This is a genomic window from Novosphingobium sp. TCA1 (assembly GCF_009811895.1).
Taxonomy (GTDB): Bacteria; Pseudomonadota; Alphaproteobacteria; order Sphingomonadales; family Sphingomonadaceae; genus Novosphingobium; species Novosphingobium panipatense_A.
In genome coordinates, this window is record NZ_BLJH01000016.1 from 120,813 (window position 1) to 138,775 (window position 17,963).

The 17,963-nt window shown below is 65.8% G+C and carries 19 protein-coding genes; 2 read left to right on the plus strand and 17 right to left on the minus strand.

Annotation, left to right across the window (positions count from 1 at the left end; all coding sequences use genetic code 11):
• Positions 1–3 precede the first annotated feature (3 nt).
• The 10 genes from NTCA1_RS17940 to NTCA1_RS17985 are packed head-to-tail and all read right to left on the minus strand — an operon-like array spanning position 4 to position 7,033.
• On the minus strand, positions 4–372 hold the full coding sequence (locus NTCA1_RS17940; protein ID WP_086490769.1) for an iron-sulfur cluster assembly accessory protein: 369 nt from the start codon (positions 370–372) through the stop codon (positions 4–6).
• Positions 369–866: a GNAT family N-acetyltransferase gene (locus NTCA1_RS17945; RefSeq protein WP_159831257.1), complete on the minus strand. Its 498-nt coding sequence runs from the start codon at positions 864–866 to the stop codon at positions 369–371. Before NTCA1_RS17945 ends, NTCA1_RS17940 begins: the two co-directional genes overlap by 4 nt.
• Positions 866–1,333 (minus strand): SUF system Fe-S cluster assembly protein, encoded by a 468-nt coding sequence (locus tag NTCA1_RS17950; protein WP_133085003.1) that lies wholly within the window; start codon positions 1,331–1,333, stop codon positions 866–868. Before NTCA1_RS17950 ends, NTCA1_RS17945 begins: the two co-directional genes overlap by 1 nt.
• Positions 1,330–2,529 (minus strand): aminotransferase class V-fold PLP-dependent enzyme, encoded by a 1,200-nt coding sequence (locus NTCA1_RS17955; RefSeq protein WP_159831258.1) that lies wholly within the window; start codon positions 2,527–2,529, stop codon positions 1,330–1,332. Before NTCA1_RS17955 ends, NTCA1_RS17950 begins: the two co-directional genes overlap by 4 nt.
• Positions 2,526–3,263: a SufD family Fe-S cluster assembly protein gene (locus NTCA1_RS17960; RefSeq protein ID WP_159831259.1), complete on the minus strand. Its 738-nt coding sequence runs from the start codon at positions 3,261–3,263 to the stop codon at positions 2,526–2,528. The genes NTCA1_RS17955 and NTCA1_RS17960 overlap by 4 nt, the downstream gene beginning before the upstream one ends.
• Entirely contained in the window at positions 3,260–4,015 is a 756-nt protein-coding gene (gene sufC, locus NTCA1_RS17965) for a Fe-S cluster assembly ATPase SufC (RefSeq protein ID WP_086490965.1), read from the minus strand. Before sufC ends, NTCA1_RS17960 begins: the two co-directional genes overlap by 4 nt.
• A gap of 2 nt (positions 4,016–4,017) precedes the next feature.
• Positions 4,018–4,512, minus strand: a complete 495-nt coding sequence (locus NTCA1_RS17970) for an endonuclease domain-containing protein (protein WP_159831260.1) — start codon at positions 4,510–4,512, stop codon at positions 4,018–4,020.
• A complete protein-coding gene (locus NTCA1_RS17975; protein WP_236549429.1) occupies positions 4,509–5,012 on the minus strand; it encodes an endonuclease domain-containing protein in 504 nt (167 codons plus the stop codon). Before NTCA1_RS17975 ends, NTCA1_RS17970 begins: the two co-directional genes overlap by 4 nt.
• A 44-nt stretch (positions 5,013–5,056) precedes the next feature.
• The gene (gene sufB / locus NTCA1_RS17980; RefSeq protein ID WP_236549430.1) at positions 5,057–6,595 is read right to left on the minus strand and encodes a Fe-S cluster assembly protein SufB; all 1,539 of its coding nucleotides are present in this window, start codon (positions 6,593–6,595) and stop codon (positions 5,057–5,059) included.
• Complete coding sequence (locus NTCA1_RS17985) at positions 6,596–7,033, minus strand: SUF system Fe-S cluster assembly regulator (protein ID WP_086490762.1); 438 nt, start codon at positions 7,031–7,033, stop codon at positions 6,596–6,598.
• A gap of 416 nt (positions 7,034–7,449) precedes the next feature.
• On the opposite strand from NTCA1_RS17985, the gene NTCA1_RS17990 reads away from it, so the two are divergent.
• Both NTCA1_RS17990 and NTCA1_RS17995 read left to right on the plus strand, forming a co-directional pair.
• Positions 7,450–8,493 (plus strand): quinone-dependent dihydroorotate dehydrogenase, encoded by a 1,044-nt coding sequence (locus NTCA1_RS17990; protein ID WP_159831262.1) that lies wholly within the window; start codon positions 7,450–7,452, stop codon positions 8,491–8,493.
• A 122-nt stretch (positions 8,494–8,615) separates the two neighbouring features.
• Positions 8,616–10,421: a long-chain fatty acid--CoA ligase gene (locus tag NTCA1_RS17995; protein ID WP_159831263.1), complete on the plus strand. Its 1,806-nt coding sequence runs from the start codon at positions 8,616–8,618 to the stop codon at positions 10,419–10,421.
• A gap of 163 nt (positions 10,422–10,584) precedes the next feature.
• Here the strand turns inward: NTCA1_RS17995 and NTCA1_RS18000 are convergent, their stop codons facing one another.
• The 7 genes from NTCA1_RS18000 to NTCA1_RS18030 all read right to left on the minus strand — a co-directional run bounded on the left by NTCA1_RS18000 (position 10,585) and on the right by NTCA1_RS18030 (position 17,824).
• Positions 10,585–11,730 carry a calcium:proton antiporter gene (locus NTCA1_RS18000; RefSeq protein ID WP_086490759.1) on the minus strand — a complete coding sequence of 382 codons (1,146 nt, stop codon included), beginning with the start codon at positions 11,728–11,730 and terminating at the stop codon, positions 10,585–10,587.
• A gap of 57 nt (positions 11,731–11,787) precedes the next feature.
• Positions 11,788–13,032, minus strand: coding sequence for a serine hydrolase (locus NTCA1_RS18005; protein WP_159831264.1), 1,245 nt, complete (start codon positions 13,030–13,032; stop codon positions 11,788–11,790).
• An 8-nt stretch (positions 13,033–13,040) separates the two neighbouring features.
• Entirely contained in the window at positions 13,041–13,853 is an 813-nt protein-coding gene (locus NTCA1_RS18010) for a TauD/TfdA family dioxygenase (protein ID WP_159831265.1), read from the minus strand.
• A gap of 74 nt (positions 13,854–13,927) precedes the next feature.
• Positions 13,928–15,025, minus strand: a complete 1,098-nt coding sequence (locus NTCA1_RS18015; protein WP_159831266.1) for an acetamidase/formamidase family protein — start codon at positions 15,023–15,025, stop codon at positions 13,928–13,930.
• Between the two features lie 42 nt (positions 15,026–15,067).
• Entirely contained in the window at positions 15,068–15,850 is a 783-nt protein-coding gene (gene ygiD / locus NTCA1_RS18020; RefSeq protein ID WP_159831267.1) for a 4,5-DOPA dioxygenase extradiol, read from the minus strand.
• 112 nt (positions 15,851–15,962) lie between these two features.
• On the minus strand, positions 15,963–16,448 hold the full coding sequence (locus NTCA1_RS18025) for a VOC family protein (protein WP_086490754.1): 486 nt from the start codon (positions 16,446–16,448) through the stop codon (positions 15,963–15,965).
• A 170-nt stretch (positions 16,449–16,618) separates the two neighbouring features.
• Entirely contained in the window at positions 16,619–17,824 is a 1,206-nt protein-coding gene (locus NTCA1_RS18030; protein ID WP_159831268.1) for an SRPBCC family protein, read from the minus strand.
• Positions 17,825–17,963 lie beyond the last annotated feature (139 nt).

Sequence of the window (17,963 nt, forward strand, 5' to 3'; positions counted from 1 at the left end):
GTTTTAAACCGTAAAGCTCTCACCGCAGCCGCACGAGCCCTTGGCATTGGGGTTGGCGAAGACGAAACCGGCGGTGAAGTCGTCTTCCACCCAGTCCATGGTGCTGCCGATCAGATAGAGCACCGAGGCGCCGTCGATGTAGAACAGGCCGCCGGGGGTCTCGATCTTTTCGTCGAAGGGCTTTTCCTCACTGACGTAGTCCACCGAATAGGCCAGCCCCGAGCAGCCCCGGCGCGGGGTGGAGAGGCGCACGCCGATGGTGCCTTCGGGCGCTTCGCTCATCAGCTTGGCGATGCGCGCTTCGGCATTGGCGGTGAGGATGACTGCCGCCGGACGCTGGCGTGCAGGCTTGGCTTCGGTAGCGGTGGTCATAGCTTCTTTTCCCAGAACAGCGCGGTGCCCGCCTGCGGGTCCAGCGCATAGTCGCCGTAGCCGAGCGCGGCGTAGAGGCCCTTGGCCGTGTCATTGCCGCTCAGCACTTCGAGCGTGATCTTGCAGGCGCCGCGCGCGCGGGCCTCTGCCTCGACCGCCAGCATCAGCGCGCGGCCCACGCCCTTGCCGCGCGCCTCGGGCAGCACGGCCATGTCGTGGATGTTCACCAGCGGACGTGCGGCGAACGTCGAGAATCCGGTAATGCAATTCGCCAATCCGAGCGCCTCGTCACCGGCGAAGGCCAGCAGCGAGAAAGCGCCGGCGTGCGCGGCCAGGCCGGGCACCAGCCGCTCGCGCACGTCGTCGGACAGCGGCTTGCCCCCACCCATCGGATCGCGCGCATAGCTTTCCAGCAGTGCGACCACGCGCGCGGCATCGGCCGCGTCGGCATAGTCCGCCAGGCGCACGGTAATGGTAGGAGCAAGCGTCGCCATCAGAGCATGCCCAGTTCGAGCTTCGCCTCGTCGGACATCTTGGCCATGTCCCATGGCGGATCCCAGACGAGGTTGACTTCGGCATCGCGCACGCCGGGCACTGCCGCGACGCGCATCTCGACTTCCCCCGGCATCGATTCCGCCACCGGGCAATGCGGCGTGGTCAGCGTCATCGTTACCGAAACCGAAGCCTCGGGTGAGACGTCGACGCCGTAGATCAGGCCGAGGTCATAGATGTTTACCGGGATCTCGGGGTCGAAGATTTCCTTCAGCGCGTCGATCACGCCGTCGTAGATCGATCCGCCGGGCTGGCCGGGGTCGATGTCCTGCGGCTTTTCGGCAAGGAACCCGTCGAGATAGTCGCGCTTGCGCTCTACCGGAACAGGCACGTCCTCCACCCGTGCGCGGGGCGCGGGCGTTACCGAATCGACTTCCTCGACCGTAAATCTAGGCTTCTCTTCACTCATCCAAAAATTCTCCGGGTGCGCTCGATACCCTTCATGAGCGCCTCGATATCGCTGTCGTCGCTGTAGAGGCCGAAGCTGGCGCGGGCCGTGGCCGGAACGCCGAGGTGGTCCATCAGCGGCTGCGCGCAGTGGTGGCCGGCGCGGATCGCGACGCCCTCTTCATCCAATATGGTGCCGAGGTCGTGCGGATGCACCCCGTCCATCGCGAAAGAAACGATGCCGACCGAATCCGCCGGGCCGAACAGGGTAATGTCGTTGCGCTTGCCGAGTTCGGCGCGGAGGCGCGCGGCCAGATCGCGCTCGTGGCGCTCGGCCCGGTCAAGGCCTTGCGCGGTCAGCCAGTCGACAGCGGCGGCAAGGCCGATAGCCTCGACGATCATCGGCGTGCCGGCCTCGAAACGCTGCGGCGCCGGGGCATAGGTGGTCTTCTCGAAGGTGACGCGGTCGATCATCGACCCGCCGCCCTGCCACGGGGGCATGGCATCGAGCGTGGCCTTCTTCGCCCAGAGCGCGCCGATCCCGGTGGGGCCGTAGAGCTTGTGCGCGGAAAAGACGTAGAAATCGCATTGCATCGCCGCCACGTCGAGGGCGATGCGCGGCGCCGCCTGGCAGCCATCGATCAGCAGCTTGGCGCCGACGGCATGGGCCAGCTTCGCCGCATGTTCCACGTGAAGCACCGAGCCGAGCACGTTCGAGACATGCGCAAAGGCCACCAGCTTGTGCGCGGGGGTGAGGATACGTTCGGCCGCTTCAAGGTCGATCCGGCCGTCATCGGTCAGCGGGCAGACGTCGATCTCCACGCCGATCCGGTCCCGCAGCAGCTGCCAGGGCACGATGTTGGAGTGATGCTCCAGCACCGAAAGCAGGATGCGGTCGCCCGCCTTGAGATTCGTGGCGGCCCAGCTCTGCGCGACGAGGTTGATCGCCTCGGTCGCGCCGCGGGTGAAGACGATCTCATCCTCATGTCCGCCCAGGAACGCGGCGACCTTGCGGCGCGCGGCCTCGAACGCCAGCGTCATATCGGCAGAGCGGGCATAGACGCCGCGATGCACGGTCGCATAGTCGCGGCCCAGCGCATTGACGGTGGCGTCGATCACGGCCTGCGGCTTCTGCGCGGTCGCGCCGGTGTCGAGGTAGTGCCAGTTGCCAGCAAGCCCGGGGAACTGGTCCTTGAGGACGAGCGTATCGGTACTCACAGAATCGCCTCCAGCCGGGCGATGGCAGCCTCGCTCAGTTCCGCTTCGCCGGGCGCGCCGGTGAAGGCTTCGGCGATGAAGGCCTGGAGCATCAGCCGCTTGGCCTCGGGCGGGGTGAGCCCGCGGCTCATCAGGTAGAACAACCCGTTGGCGTCGAGTTCGCCGACCGCGCAGCCATGCGCCGCCTTGACGTCGTCGGCATAGATTTCGAGTTCCGGGCGGGCATTGGCGGTCGCCGTGCGATCGAGCAGCATGGCGCGGACCGACTGTTCGGCATCGGTGCCGTCGGCCCCGCGCTCCACCGCGATGCGGCCGAGGTAGGTGCCGACCGAATGGCCCGCCAGCGCCGTGCGCACGATCTGGCTGGAGGTGGCGTTCAGCCCGGCGTGGGTGACTTCGGTGACGATCTCCAGCGTCTCGCTGCCACTGGCAAGCTGCGCCGCGCCCAGCGTGAAGTCCGCGCCTTCGGCCAGCCGCACATCCACTGCGATACGCCCGTAGACCGGTCCCGCCGAAAGCACGCGAAGATCGAACTTCGCGCCCTTGCCCAGCGTGATCACGATGTGGCGGGCCACGGCGGCAGCGCCGTTCTCGACGATCTGGAGCGATTCCTCGCCGCCATCGGCCACGACGATCTCTTCGCGTGCGATCGGCCAGACACCGGCCAGTGCGCCGATATCGGAATAGCGGAAGTCTTCGTGCTTCCGCGTCGGGAGAGCCGCGACTTCGCTCATGCCGCCGTCTCTTGGACCACCGCCTCGTAGCCTTCTTCCTCAAGCCGCAGGGCAAGGTCCGGCCCGCCGGTCTTGACGATGCGGCCTGCGGCCAGAACGTGGACGAAGTCCGGCTTCACATAGTCCAGCAGGCGCTGGTAATGGGTGATCAGCAGCACGGCCTTGTCGGGCGCGCGCATGATCGCATTGATGCCCTCGCCGCAGATGCGCAGCGCGTCGATGTCGAGGCCGGAGTCGGTCTCGTCCAGGATCGCCAGCTTGGGATCGAGGATGCCCATCTGCACCATCTCGGCGCGCTTCTTCTCGCCGCCGGAGAAGCCGACGTTCACCGGGCGCTTCAGCATGTCCATGTCCATGCGCAGCAAGCCCGCCTTTTCGCGGGCGAGCTTCAGGAATTCGCCGCCCGAAAGCACTTCCTCGCCCCGGCCCTTGCGCTGGGCATTGGCCGCTTCGCGCAGGAACTGGACGAAGGAGACGCCGGGAATCTCGACCGGGTACTGGAAGCCCAGGAACAGCCCGGCGGCGGCGCGCTCATGCGGTTCCAGTTCGAGCAGGTCCTGGCCCAGGAAATCGACCGAGCCGCCGGTCACCTCATAGCCGGGACGGCCGCCGAGCGTGTAGCCCAGCGTCGACTTGCCCGCGCCGTTCGGCCCCATGATCGCGTGAATCTCGCCCGGATTGATCGTCAGCGAGAGACCCTTGAGGATGGGCTTGTCGGCAACATTGGCCTGAAGGTTATCGATCTTGAGCATGGTCATCCTTCGGCTCCCTCATCAAAGCGGGGGGCGGCAGTGGCACCGGCCTTCCGGCGCGCGGAGCGCTTGTCGAAGGGCACGTTGAGTTCGGTGGTGATCTCGCGCACGACGCCCTCGATGCGCTCCAGCACTTCGTCCTCGGAGAAGCGCAGCACGCGGATGCCCACTTCGATGAGCTTGCGGTCCTGCAATTCGTTGACGTCGGGGTTGGAGTCTTCGGGGCTGAGCTGCACGACGATCCAGCGCGAGGGGCATGCGAAGTCCACGATGGTGGAGCCGACCACGGTTTGGCGCATGAACTTCACGCCGCCCAGCTTCGAACCGGCAAGCTCCGCCCAGAGCGCCTTCTGCGCCTCGCTGGGGTTGCGGCGCTGTTCCTTCGCCCGCTCCTTGAGCGTTTCGAGGCGTGCGCCGGTGACGTTGAAGCTGGCCTTGGCGTCGGCCTTCGGCGCGGCGTCCCTGCTGATGCCGAGGGTCTTGCGGGCGGCGGTCATGGTAGAAGTCCTTGAGGAAAAGAAGTGTCCGAAAGCCCCTCACCTTCAGGGGAGGGGTTGGGGTGGGGGCTCGCCCAACGATCCGGCGCCTCGTGCAAGGCGCCAAGGACGAAGGTCAGAACCCCTTCGAAATTGCGCATCACCTCTGCATTGGTGACATGAATGGTGGTGAAGCCCATCCGGGCAAGCGCGGAATCACGCCTACGGTCGCTGCCTGCATCGTGGGTTTCGCCGTCGACTTCCACGATCAGCGCCTTTTGCGGGCACAGGAAGTCAGCGATGAACGGGCCGACCGGCGCCTGCCGGCGAAACTTGAATCCGCCGAGTTGCGAGCGCGAAAGCGCGCGCCACAGGCGCTTTTCCGGCTCGGTCTGTTCATTGCGCATTTCGCGGGCGAATTGCGCGATCTCGGCGTTGCGGGTGGCGGAGAGCCCCCACCCCCGGCCCCTCCCCTGAAGGGGAGGGGAGTTGGTACGTACGCTGGTTTCGCGACTGGACAAGCCCCTCCCCGTCAAGGGAGGGGTTGGGATTGGGGCCTGCGTCATTATCCCACCGAGCCTTCAAGGCTGATGCCCAGCAGCTTCTGCGCTTCGACGGCGAATTCCATCGGCAACTGCTGCAGCACTTCCTTGGCGAAGCCGTTGACGATCAGCGCCACCGCCTGCTCGGTGTCGAGCCCGCGCTGCATGGCGTAGAACAGCTGGTCGTCGCTGATCTTGCTGGTGGTTGCCTCGTGCTCGATCTGGGCGCTGGGGTTGCGCACTTCGATATAGGGCACGGTGTGGGCGCCGCATTCCTTGCCCAGGAGCAGCGAATCGCACTGGGTGAAGTTGCGCACGCCCTCGGCATTGGCGGCCACGCGGACGAGGCCGCGATAGGTGTTGTTGCTCTTGCCCGCCGAGATGCCCTTGGAGATGATCGTCGAGCGGCTGCCCTTGCCGTTGTGGATCATCTTGGTGCCGGTATCGGCCTGCTGGTAATTGTTGGTGACGGCCACCGAGTAGAACTCGCCCACCGAATCCTCGCCATTGAGGACGCAGCTGGGATACTTCCAGGTGATCGCCGAGCCGGTTTCCACCTGGGTCCACGAGATCTTCGAGCGGGCGCCCTGGCAGAGGCCGCGCTTGGTCACGAAGTTGTAGATGCCGCCCTTGCCCTGCGCGTCGCCGGGATACCAGTTCTGCACGGTCGAGTACTTGATCTCGGCATCTTCCAGCGCGACCAGTTCGACCACGGCGGCGTGAAGTTGGTTCTCGTCACGCTGCGGGGCGGTGCAGCCTTCGAGGTAGGAGACGTAGGCGCCCTTGTCGGCGACGATCAGGGTGCGTTCGAACTGGCCGGTGTTTTCCGCGTTGATGCGGAAATAGGTGCTCAGCTCCATCGGGCAGCGCACGCCCTCGGGGATGTAGACGAAGGTGCCGTCCGAGAAGACCGCGCAGTTCAGCGCCGCGAAGTAGTTGTCCTGCACCGGTACGACCTTGCCGAGCCACTTCTTCACCAGCTCGGGGTATTCGCGGATCGCTTCGGAGATCGAGCGGAAGATCACGCCCGCCTGCTCCAGCTCCTTGCGGAAGGTGGTGGCGACGGAGACCGAATCGAACACCGCGTCCACGGCCACCTTGCGCGCGCCCTCGACACCGGCGAGCACTTTCTGCTCCTCCAGCGGAATGCCCAGCTTCTCGTAGACCTTGAGGATCTCGGGATCGACTTCGTCCAGGCTGGACAGCGAAGGCTTCTTCTTGGGCGCGGCCCAGTAGTAGGCTTCCTGGTAGTCGATCGGCGGCACGTTCAGCTTGGCCCAGTCGGGCGGAGTCATCTCCAGCCAGCGGGCATAGGCCTTGAGGCGCCATTCCAGCATCCATTCCGGCTCGTCCTTCTTGGCCGAAATGAAGCGGATGGTCTCTTCGGACAGGCCCTTGGGGCCGTATTCCTGCTCGATGTCGGCGACCCAGCCGTGCTCGTAGTCGGCCACGCGGGCCGCAGCCTCGCGCGCGGCCTGATCGCGCACTTCGACTTCACGCAGATCGTCCCCATGGACTTCGCGCACCTCGATGGTGCCCTCGGGGGAGGTTTCCTCAGTCATTCATACTTCCTCGACGAGCTGGGTCAGGACCACTTGCGCCAATGCGCCGCGCAGCGCCGCGTTCACCTGCGGCCAGTGCGGGCGCACGCTGCATCCGCCTTCCAGCGTACATTCGTGCTTGCCCTGTTCGAGGCAGGCCGTGAGCGCGATCGGCCCTTCCACTGCCTCGACGATATCCGCAATCGAAATCGTTTCAGGGGCGCGGGCCAGTTTCAGCCCGCCGCCGACGCCGCGGGTCGATTGCAGCAACCCCGCAGCGGTCAGCTTGCTCACCAGCTTCTGCACCGTGGGTGCCGGAAGCCCGGTTTCTTCCGCGAGCTGCGCCGCCGAGATACGGCTCATCCGCGAATCCTCGGGATGATGGGCACAGGTTCCCGAATGCCGAGTCGCGGCGGACATGATGACGACAGCGTAATCGGCCATGCTGGACAGGCGCATATCGGCGGCTTTCGGGACTCGCGACGTTAAAGTGGATCAATTCTTTCCGATTTGCCACCTAGTGCAGGACCCCTCGGGTTTCAATGGAGTTTCGCACAGGTTTTGTGCGACAAAAGCGATCGGGCTGTTGCAAATTCCTCGTTTCTGGAGAGAATTCGCGCCGGTCAGGCCATTACCCAAGGAAAAAAGGCGGTCCCCGGACAAGCCGGGAACCGCCATCAAGGTAATAAAGAACTCGTGCGCATCCCGCTACGAGCCCTTCGGGTCGCGACTCTCCTGTATGCCGGGGCATCCCCGATTTATTGTATAATTGCGACATGCGTGCCCCCGCGGTGACGCCCCTCACCCGATTTTGCGAATGGCACGCAGGATAAGAAGCATTTGAGCAACAGCCCCGAGGCGTTTATGCGCGGCGCGTGCTTTACTCCCTGATCAGACCCGCCCTGTTCCGCCTGGACGCCGAATCGGCGCATGGCCTCGCGCTCAAGTCGCTGAAGCTGGCCGGAACCACCCGTGCCCCGGCTTCTCCCGCCGCGCTTTCCACGCAAGTAGCGGGAATCCGGTTTCCCAACCCCGTCGGCACGGCGGCCGGATTCGACAAGGACGGCGAGGTTCCCGATGCCCTGCTGGGCCTGGGCTTCGGTTTTGCCGAGGTCGGTTCGATCACGCCGCTGCCGCAGTCGGGCAATCCGAAGCCGCGCCTGTTCCGCCTGGTGGAGGACCGCGCGGTGATCAACCGCATGGGCTTCAACAATCGCGGCGCGCAAGTCGCGCTGCAGGGGTTGGCGGCGCGCAAGGATCGCCCCGGCGTGGTCGGCATCAATATCGGCGCCAACAAGGACGCGGCGGACCGCATTGCCGACTATGCGACGATGGCCCGCCTGATGGCGCCGCTGGCGACCTATCTGGCGGTCAATATCTCCAGCCCGAACACGCCGGGCCTGCGCGCGCTTCAGGACGAATCGGCGCTGACCGGCCTGCTCGACGCGGTGCTGGAAGCGCGCGGCGAAGTCTGCGGGGAGGGCGGCCCGCCGGTGTTCCTCAAGGTGGCGCCGGATCTGGAACCGGCCGATATCGACGCGATCGCCCGCATCGCCGTCGAAAAGCGGCTCGGCGCGCTGATCGTCTCGAACACCACGATTTCCCGTCCCGCCCTGAACTCGGCCCATCGTGGCGAAACCGGGGGGCTTTCGGGCGCGCCCTTGCGCGATCTGGCCCAGCAGCGCCTGCGCGATTTCCGCAAGGCCACCGGCGGCGCGGTGCCGCTAGTCGGCGTCGGCGGCATCGCCACGGCGGAGGACGCCTGGGCGCGCATCCGCGCCGGGGCCAGCCTGGTGCAGGTCTACAGCGCGATGGTCTACGAAGGCCCCGGCATCGCCCGGGCCATCTGCAAGGGCCTGGAAGCGCTGATGAAGCGCGACGGCTTTGCCTCCATCACCGAAGCGGTGGGCACGGAATAAGGCCGAAACCCGCTCATATCGGGGCAATTACGGATGCGGCCTGGCTTGCCGCAACCTCTGCACGCGCCTAGACGTTGATCAGAACGGACAATTCCGCATGAATAGAGAGGACGAGGGTCGGCATGGATCTTGGTGACTTCGACAAGACCACCAACCTGGTATCGCTGTTTCTCAAGCGGGCGGACAGGCTGGGCAATGCGCCCATGCTCTGGGCGAAGCAGGACGGAACCTGGCACTCCACGAGCTGGGCGGAGGCCGCGCGCAAGGTCAGCCTGATGGCGGCCTCGCTGCGGCGCATGGGCCTGCAGCCGGGCGACCGGGTGCTGATCGTGTCGGAGAACCGGCCCGAGTGGTGCCTTGCGGACCTGGCGATCATGGCGGCGGGCTGCGTTACCGTGCCCGCCTATACCACCAACACCACGCGCGATCACATTCACATCCTGGAGAATTCGGGCGCCCGTGCGGCGATCGTCTCCACCGCCAAGCTCGGCAAGGCGCTGCTTCCGGCGATCGTCCAGACTGACCTTTGCCGCCATGTCATCGGCATGGAAGCCCTGCCGCCGATGCAGGGCGGGGCCTACGAAGTGCATGAATGGGCGGCGCTGCTGGAAGGCGACGCGGCGAAAGCCCGCGCCGACGTGGACGAGCGGGTGGCCGGAATGCGCCGCCGCGACCTGGCCTGCATCATCTATACCAGCGGCACCGGCGGCGCCCCGCGCGGGGTGCGCCAGCACCACGGCATGATCCTGACCAATGTGGCGGGCTGCGCCCAGATCATCATCGACGATTTCGGCTGCGACGAGGGCGAGACCTTCCTCTCGTTCTTGCCGCTCAGCCATGCCTACGAGCATACCGGCGGCCAGTACCTGCCAATCGCAATGGGCGGGCAGATCTATTATTCCGAAGGCCTCGACAAGCTGGCCTCCAATATCGAGGAAGTGCGCCCGACGATCATGGTCGTCGTCCCGCGCCTGTTCGAAGTGCTGCGCACGCGCATCATGAAGCAGATCGAGAAGCAGGGTGCGATTCCGGCCCGGCTGATGGAAATGGCCATGGGCATTGCCGGACGCGAGCAGGCCGGGCGTCGCCGCCTGCTGGACTATCCGCTGGACATGGTGATCGAACGCACCCTGCGGCCCAAGGTGCGCGCCAAGTTCGGCGGTCGCATCAAGGCCTTGGTTTCGGGCGGGGCACCGCTCAATCCCGAGATCGGCGCCTTCTTCGACGCGATGGGGCTGACGCTGCTGCAAGGCTACGGCCAGACCGAGGCCGGGCCGGTGATCAGCTGCAACCGGCCCGCCGCCGGAATCAAGCACGATACGGTCGGCCCGCCGCTGCGCGGGGTGGAAGTGCGGATCGCGGAGGACGGTGAAATCCTCGTGCGCGGCGAGCTGGTCATGGAAGGCTACTGGCAGAACGGCGCCGCCACCGAGGCGGTGCTGAAGGACGGCTGGCTCCATACCGGCGACGTCGGCCACATCGACGCGCGCGGGCGAATCATGATCACCGACCGCAAGAAGGACATGATCGTCAACGACAAGGGCGACAATGTCTCTCCGCAGAAGGTCGAATCGATGCTGACGCTCCAGCCGGAGATAGCGCAGGCCATGGTCCACGGCGACCGCCGCCCCTACATCGTCGGCCTGATCGTGCCCGATGCCGACTGGGCGCTGGAATGGGCCAAGGCCAATGGCGAGAAGTTCGATTTCAAGGCGCTCCAGGGCCTTCCGGCCTTCCGCGCCGAGATTCGCGGCGCCATCGACCGGGTCAACGCCGATCTCTCGGTGATCGAGAAAGTCCGCCAGTTCACGTTCGCCGACGAGCCGTTCGGGATCGAGAACGAGGAAATGACCCCCAGCCTCAAGATCCGCCGCCACAAGCTGAAAGAGCGCTACGGCGAGCGGATGGACGCGCTTTACCGGAATTGATGGCGCGGGGCAGGCTGCTTCGTCCGTGACGCAACGTCATCCTGAACTTGTTTCAGGATCCATCGCGCAGCCGTGACCATCGGTCTGATCGGCGAAATGGATCCTGAAACAAGTTCAGGATGACGTCGGCTTTTTTATTCACGGGCGCTTGTGATTCCGGTCCTTACGGCACCAGCGTCGTGAACAGGTAGGTCGAGAAGATCACCAGGTGGACCATGCCCTGCACGAGCGTGGTCCGGCCGGTGCTCAGCGTCATCGTCGCCACCAGCAGGGTCAGGCCCAGCAGTGCGATCGACTTGAACGAGAGGCCGAGTTCGAGGTCCAGCCCCATGTACATCGAGGCGATGGCCACGGCCGGGATGGTGAGGCCGATCGTGGCCAGTGCCGATCCGATCGCGAGATTGAGGCTGGTCTGTACCCGGTTGGCGCGCGCGGCGCTAAGGGCGGCGAGGCTTTCCGGGGCGAGGACGAGCGCGGCGATGATGATGCCCACCGTCGCGGGCGGGGCGCCGATGGCCGCCACCCCGGCCTCGATCGAGGGCGAGAGCGCCTTGGCCAGCAGGACGACCGCCACCAGGGCGACCACCAGCATCACCCCGGCGGCCACCGCCTTGGCAGGGGGAACCGTGTCATGCGTGCCGTCCGCTTCCTCGGGATAGAGGAAGTGGTCGCGGTGGCGGATGGTCTGGGCGACGACGAAGGTGCCGTAGAGCATCAGCGCATCCACGGCGACGAAGATCAGCTGCTTGTCGTTGTAGAACGGGCCCATCTCGCTGGTGGTGAAGTTGGGCATCACCAGGGTGAGGACGGAGAGCGTGGCCAGAATCGCCAGCCCGTGGTTGACGCCGGACTGGGTATAGCCCTGTTCGTGGTGGCGGCCCCCGCCCAGCAGCAGGCAGACGCCGACGATGCCGTTGATGGTGATCATCACCGCCGCGAACACCGTGTCCCGCGCCAGCGCCTGCGCGCCGACGCCCTCGCTCAGCATGATCGAGACGATCAGCGAAGTTTCGATCACCGTCACCGCGAAGGCCAGGATCAGGGTTCCGAACGGTTCGCCGACCCGGTGGGCGATGACTTCGGCGTGATAGACCGCCGCCATGATCGCCGCGCCGAGCACCACCGCGATCAGCACCGCCATCGCGATCGAGGCGGGTTTGCCGAGCGCTATGGCCGCAAGCGCAAGGAAGGGCACCACGATCGCCCATGGCGCCAGGGCGAAACAGGGGAAGGTAGCGGGCTTGACCGGTTTTTGGCCCCCGATTTGGGCCAAGTGGGAAGGATGGGCGGCGGGGGTCTGGTCGCTCATCCGGGCACTATACGGAAAATCGGGCGAAGGACCACGTTTCGCCTGTTATTTGTTATTTCAGCGCCTCATCGCCGCCAGAGCGGCCCGGTTCAGCGCCTCGCGCAGTTTCCAAGTGCGGGCCTCGAAAGGGCCGGGGGTGAGTTCGTTGGTCATCAGGATCGCCACCACATCGTGCGCCGGGTCCGTGAAGAAGTAGGTATTGGCCGAGCCGGACCAGCTTCCCGCGCCCACCGGCAGGCCGCCGCGCGCCTCGGTGCCCGCATCGCCGATGGCGAGGCCGTAGCCGAAAGGCGCATCCAGGTGCTCCCCGCCCCCGGTGCGCAGGCGCGGGGTGAACAGGGCGTCCACAGTCTCCGCCCTGAGCAGCCGCCTGCCGTGCCACACACCGCGACCGGCCAGCATTTCGGCGAAGTGGCGATAGTCCTCCAGCGTTCCGGCCAGAGCGCCGCCGCCGTCGCGCAGGCGGGTGGGATCGCGGTATTCGGACTTTTCGGGGCGGTCCACCGCCCTGAGGCCCGCGGCGCTGGCGGCATAGCCGGTGACGAGGCGCGGTGCCTGCGCGTCGCTGACGACGAAAGCGGTGTCCTTCATCTCCAGCGGAGAAAGGATGCGGGCCTTCAGAAACGCATCGAGGCTCTCGCCCGAGACGCGCTCGATCACCGCGCCAAGTACCGTGGTGGAGAAGCCGTAGCTGAACCGCGCGCCCGGCTGGTGCAGCAGCGGCGCCTTGCCGAGGCGGGCGACGAGTTCGTCCAGCGTGGTGGCGGGCGGCACCTGCATGGCTGTGCTGGCAACGGCCGTGGCGCGGGCCACCCCGTTTTCGCGATACCAGCGCTGGACCGGGGTATCGCCCATGAATTCATACGTGAGGCCGGAGCGGTGGAGCAGCAGGTCCTCGATCGTGACCGGGCGCGTCGCGGGAACCGTGTTCGCCGCCGCGCTGCCGTCCCAGACGCGTAAGTCGGCCATTTCCGGCAGGTATCGGCCTAGCGGATCGGTGAGGGCGAGCTTGCCCTCTTCGGCCAGCATCAGCACGCCGACCGAAGTGATCGGCTTCGACATCGAATAGAGCCGGAAGATCGCATCGCGCTCGATCGGCTTGCGGCTCTCGATGTCGGCATAGCCGGTGGCGACTTCCACCAGCGGCTTGCCGTGCTGCTCGATCAGCACCAGCGCCTGCGGCAGCTCGCCCGCCGCGACCATGGCGTCGAGTTCGCCTTTCAGCACGTCCGCCGGGGAAGCGGCCAGCGCGGGCGTGACCGCGAGCATTGCCGAAAGGGCAAGCAGCAGGCGCAGCTTCATGCGGGGAATCAGAATGGCCGGTCGCCCGCCACGGTCACGCGGAAGCCGGAGCGGACTTCCGGGAAATAGTCCCAGACCGCGAAATGCTGGGTGCAGCGGTTGTCCCAGAAGGCCACCGAGTTCTTCTGCCAGCGGAAGCGGACGTGGAAGTTCGCGTCTTTCACATGGTCGAACAGGAAATCGAGCACGGCCTTGCTCTCGGGGCCGGAAAGCTCGTTGATCTTCGTGGTGTAGGAAGAGTTCACGAAGAGCAGCTTGCGCCCCGTCACCGGATGGGTGCGGATCACCGGGTGCGAATTGCAGGGGTAGGTCTTGGTCGAATCCGGGAAGATCGCCTTGTAGACGTGGTTGGCGTCATGAACGGCGGTCAGCGGATCGAGGAAGGCCTTCATCGCCGGGGAAAGCGCGTCGTAGGCGGCATACATGCTGGCGAACAGCGTATCGCCGCCGTGCTCGGGCAGGGTGTGGATGTGAAGGATCGAGCCCATCGGCGGTTCGGCATCGGCGGAAAGGTCCGAATGCCAGTTCTCGCCCGCGACGAATTTCGAGTTCTCGTCCGCGTGAATCGCCACGACTTCGGGATGATCGGGCAGGCCCGCGACCCCGGAATGGATCGCAAGCTGCCCGAAGGCGCGGCCCAGCGCCTTGTGCGCCTCGTGATCGATGTCCTGATCGCGGAAGAACACCACCTGGTGCTTCATCAGGGCGTCGTGGATCTCCGCGAAGGCCTGGTTGCCGAGCGGCTGGCGCAAGTCGACGCCGAAGATCTCTGCGCCGATGCGCTTGGTCAGAGGGCGGACATCGATCAGTTCATAACCCATCGTCGGGCTCCGATTCTCGTCATGGGCACGCACCGGACGCAGGGTGAGGGCTCCCGCATCCGGTGCGTTCGGTATTATTCGGGATCTCGAACGCTGCCCTTCTCGGGGAAGATGCGGCGTTCGATGCGGCAGTGGATGCCCTGGGTGCCGTCCACCACCTGGGTCACGCCGAAATCGGCGGCGACGCTCATCAGCGAATAGCCGTCGTTGCGGGACAGGCCCTGATGCTCGGTGAGGAGGTGGAGCATGTCCATCGAGGCGGACTTCATCGCCTTGTCGAGATTCTCTCCGAAGCCATGGACGATCCAGCAGTCCGGCGTCTCCAGCAGGGGAGAGGGGAACTGGAAATCCTTGCGCAGGACGATCTGGAACAGCACGTCGAGCGAGGCTTCGATGGCGGTGCCGCTGATCTCGCCGTCACCCTGGCTGATGTGAGGGTCGCCGATCGAGAACAGGCCGCCCTTGACCTGCACCGGGTAGTACATCGTCGCACCCGCGCCGATGCGCCAGTTGTCGATATTGCCGCCGTGGAGGCCGGGGGGGATCGTGCTCACCGCCGCGTTGACGGCAGGCGCGACGCCCGCGGTGCCGAGGTGCGGGCGGGCCGGGATGGTGATGCCGGGCAGCGCGGTGGAGCGGTCGCATTCCGGGCAATGGGTGATGCGGCCGGGGACGACGTATTTCTCGTCCACGTCATAGGCGTAGAGCGCGCTGGCGGTATTGGCGTTGGGATCGATCTTGTAGATCGTCACCCGCTCGGTCTCGCCGAATTCCTGGTAGAGATGGCCCCAGTTGGCGGCCAGGTTCGACCCGTAGTTGAAGCGCGGGCGCATCGAGAGATAGCGCACTTCCAGCATGTCGCCCGGTTCCGCGCCTTCGACGAAGATCGGGCCGGTCATGATGTGGCAGCCGGGCGCGCGGGTGGCGGGGTCGATCTCGGTGAAGATGCGGCGGATGTCGTCGTCGAACATCAGTTCGGGATCGTCGCCCGCGTGATGGGTCACGGCCTGGGCCTGGATCAGGTCGCCGCTTTTCACATGGAGGGCGGGTTTGATCTCGGGCGAGAAATAGCCCCAATGTACCGTTTCCGGCGTCGCCCGAAGATGGTGCAGGGCGGTCGGCTGGAGGGCAGACTCCCTGGCTGGTTCGGGCTTAAGGCTGATCAGTGCCATCGGAACTCCTGTTGGGAAGGAAAGGGGTGGGGCGTGCGCGCTTCAGGCGCCGCCGATCAGCACGCTCGTCATGCTGAGGGACTTGTGCTGGATGAAGTCGGGTTCGAACGTCGCGGCTTCGTCCTCGTGGCGGGCGCCCAGGACGTAGAGCAGCGGCAGGAAATGGTCGGAACTGGGCACGGAGAGCCGGGCGGCATCGCCCAGCGCCTCGTAGTCGATCACGGTCTGCGGATCGTCCGAGGCAATCGCCCGGCACATGGTGGAATTGAACCGCTCGGCCCAGGGATAGGGATCGGCGGCGGGATTGGCCCAGTCCATGGCGGGCAGGTTGTGGACGATATTGCCGGTGCCCATGATCAGCACGCCCTCGTCGCGGAGCGGGCGCAGCATGCGGCCGACCAGCCAGTGCTCGGCCGGGCTCTTGCCAAGGTCCATGCCCAGCTGGATCACCGGCACGTCCGCCTCGGGATAGGCATGGACGAGCACCGACCAGGTGCCGTGGTCCAGCCCCCAGTTGGCGTCCATCTTCACCGGCATGGGTTCCAGCAGCTCGCGCACGCGCCCGGCCAGTTCCGGGTCGCCGGGGGCGGGGTACTGCACGTCGAACAGGGCCTGCGGGAAAGCGCCGAAATCGTGGATCGTGCGCGGCTGGGCCATCGCCGTGACGGCGGTTCCGCGCGTCTGCCAATGGGCCGAGATGCACAGGATCGCGCGCGGCTTGCCGATGCTTCCCGCGATCTGGTTCCAGCTGCGGGTGACGGGGCTTTTCTCCAGCGCCACCATCGGGCTGCCATGTCCGAAGAAAACGATGGGAAGGCGGCTCATTGCGGGTCTGGCTCCGGGTGCGGGTTGGATGGGGTCAGGCTATGGAGAAGGGGGCGGGGCGGTCTTGCGGCGGCGCGCACAAGAACTTGTCGCGCCGCCGGGCGAACCGCCGCTACTCGCGGGTGTAGTCGGCCGGAATCTGCGGGTTCTCGCCTGCCTTGCCCCAGAGGATGATCTCGTTGCCCCAGGGATCGGCGAAGGCGTGGTTGTAGCCGTTGAATTCTTTCCAGTAGTGATTGCGCCAGAGCACCTTGCCGCCCAGCTTCTCGGCGGTGGAAAGGATGCGGTCTTCGTTGTCGTCGTCGCCGATCAGCACCCAGATCCGCGCCTTGCGGCCCTCGGTGGACAGCGTGCGCGGCTCCACGCCCTCGGGATTCGGATGCGGACGGGCGTTATTGGCATCGAACACGCCGAGGTGGAGGTTGCCGATCTGGCTGTCCGACCCGTCCTTGTTCTGGAAGAAGCCGCCGGGAACCATGCGGTGGTAGATGCCGTGGGGGCGGGCATCGTTCTCCCAGCCGAAGACTTCGGCGTAGAATTCGCCGGCCTTGGCGGGATCGTCGGTGGCAAAATCGACGAAGATGAGGGTGTTGGTCATTGAGGCTTGCTCCCGTTGGTCTGGGGACTGGCCTAGCCGGACCGTCCTTGGGCGCTCGCCATGCCGCGCACGAATCGTTGATTCCTCGCGCCGCTGAATAAAAGGCGGCGCCCGGTACGAGACCGGACGCCGCAGACCGTCGGGAATGGGTGACGGTAAAACCCTGTGAATCAGGCGCGCAGCCGCGTGACCGGCGCGGAAGGCCCGCGGCGGCGGCGGTCCCATTCGCGGCGATAGCGTTCGACCAGCCAGACGTTGAGCAGGCGCTGGGCGCCCTCCTGCCAGGAATAGCGCCCGCGCGGCGCGAACTTCGAGCGCAGGCCCTGCTGGACCAGTTCGTCGACGTGGAAGTCCTGGCTGACGATTTCCTCGACCGCCGTGTCGTTCATCTTCATCTTCAGTTCGAACAGCGGATCGTCCATCGCCTCGGGCACCATCAGCGTGCCTATGGTGAGCGCGTGTGACTGGGCCGAGCGCGGGTCCATGATGAGGTAGAGCACGGTATCGTTGAGCACGACCAGCGAGAGGCTGGGGGGCAGGTTCACGAAGAGCAGGCGGTTCTGCTCTTCCTCGGTGAGCTTCGGGAACACCGGGAAGACGGACTTCTGCGTGGCGTTGAAGGCGGCGTTCTTGTGGAGCGTGCCGTTGAGCCGGTAGTAGCCCGCCGAATCCTCCGGCACGTCCGGGAAGCTGGCAAGGCCGCTCGGGATGAAATCGTGCAGCGGCCCGGCGTGGAGGCGGCTGGCGTGATAGCCGTCGTTGTTGTTTTCCAGCATGACCTTCCAGTTCCACGGAAACACGGTGGCTTCCTCGGGACGGGGGCCGCGCAGGCTGGCGAAGTCGTAGTTGGCGACGACCTCCTCCAGCCCGGACAGGCGCGGGGTCAGCGGCTGGGCTGCGGGATCGAGGTTGATGAAGACGAAGCCGTGCCAGATCTCGTGCCGGATTTCGGGCAGGCTGGCGGCCTTCTTGTCGAAATTGCAGGTGCGGTTCATCGCCGGGGCGCCGACGAGCGTGCCGTCGAGGTCGTAGGTCCAGTGATGGTAGGGGCAGACGAAGGCGCGGGCATTGCCATGGCCTTCCGCCACCAGCATGGCGCGGTGCTGGCAGACCGCCGAGAGCGCCTTGACCGTGCCGTCGCGGGTCTTGGTGACGATGATCGGCTCGTCGGCGCGGGTCACGGTGAAGAAGTCGCCGGGCTGCTCCAGCCACTCGGCGCGGCCGACGCAGAGCCATTCGTGCTCGAACAGCGCGGCCTTCTCGAAGTGGTGGAATTCCTCGTCGGTGTAGCAGGCCGGGGGCAGCGTATCGGCTTCGAGCGTGTCCTTGATGGAACTGCCCAGGCTGTCGAAGAACTGGTCGTTGAGTAGAGTCATGCCTGCCTGATCCCCGTATCGGTGATACCGGGGAGAACGACCGTGCGTCCTCCCGCAATTATCTCAGACTAGCGGGGCCGGATGGTTACTGCTTTGCACAGGGCGCAGTGACTTTTGGCAGGGGCTATTTGTTTATTCG

What these genes read in the sequence shown, in the direction of transcription:
- NTCA1_RS17940 (WP_086490769.1), bottom strand. Translation starts at nt 372, where the DNA reads ATGACCACCGCTACCGAAGCCAAGCCTGCACGCCAGCGTCCGGCGGCA.
- NTCA1_RS17945 (WP_159831257.1), bottom strand. Translation starts at nt 866, where the DNA reads ATGGCGACGCTTGCTCCTACCATTACCGTGCGCCTGGCGGACTATGCC.
- NTCA1_RS17950 (WP_133085003.1), bottom strand. Translation starts at nt 1,333, where the DNA reads ATGAGTGAAGAGAAGCCTAGATTTACGGTCGAGGAAGTCGATTCGGTA.
- NTCA1_RS17960 (WP_159831259.1), bottom strand. Translation starts at nt 3,263, where the DNA reads ATGAGCGAAGTCGCGGCTCTCCCGACGCGGAAGCACGAAGACTTCCGC.
- sufC (WP_086490965.1), bottom strand. Translation starts at nt 4,015, where the DNA reads ATGCTCAAGATCGATAACCTTCAGGCCAATGTTGCCGACAAGCCCATC.
- NTCA1_RS17970 (WP_159831260.1), bottom strand. Translation starts at nt 4,512, where the DNA reads ATGACCGCCGCCCGCAAGACCCTCGGCATCAGCAGGGACGCCGCGCCG.
- sufB (WP_236549430.1), bottom strand. Translation starts at nt 6,595, where the DNA reads ATGACTGAGGAAACCTCCCCCGAGGGCACCATCGAGGTGCGCGAAGTC.
- NTCA1_RS17985 (WP_086490762.1), bottom strand. Translation starts at nt 7,033, where the DNA reads ATGCGCCTGTCCAGCATGGCCGATTACGCTGTCGTCATCATGTCCGCC.
- NTCA1_RS17995 (WP_159831263.1), top strand. Translation starts at nt 8,616, where the DNA reads ATGGATCTTGGTGACTTCGACAAGACCACCAACCTGGTATCGCTGTTT.
- NTCA1_RS18000 (WP_086490759.1), bottom strand. Translation starts at nt 11,730, where the DNA reads ATGAGCGACCAGACCCCCGCCGCCCATCCTTCCCACTTGGCCCAAATC.
- NTCA1_RS18005 (WP_159831264.1), bottom strand. Translation starts at nt 13,032, where the DNA reads ATGAAGCTGCGCCTGCTGCTTGCCCTTTCGGCAATGCTCGCGGTCACG.
- NTCA1_RS18010 (WP_159831265.1), bottom strand. Translation starts at nt 13,853, where the DNA reads ATGGGTTATGAACTGATCGATGTCCGCCCTCTGACCAAGCGCATCGGC.
- NTCA1_RS18015 (WP_159831266.1), bottom strand. Translation starts at nt 15,025, where the DNA reads ATGGCACTGATCAGCCTTAAGCCCGAACCAGCCAGGGAGTCTGCCCTC.
- ygiD (WP_159831267.1), bottom strand. Translation starts at nt 15,850, where the DNA reads ATGAGCCGCCTTCCCATCGTTTTCTTCGGACATGGCAGCCCGATGGTG.
- NTCA1_RS18025 (WP_086490754.1), bottom strand. Translation starts at nt 16,448, where the DNA reads ATGACCAACACCCTCATCTTCGTCGATTTTGCCACCGACGATCCCGCC.
- NTCA1_RS18030 (WP_159831268.1), bottom strand. Translation starts at nt 17,824, where the DNA reads ATGACTCTACTCAACGACCAGTTCTTCGACAGCCTGGGCAGTTCCATC.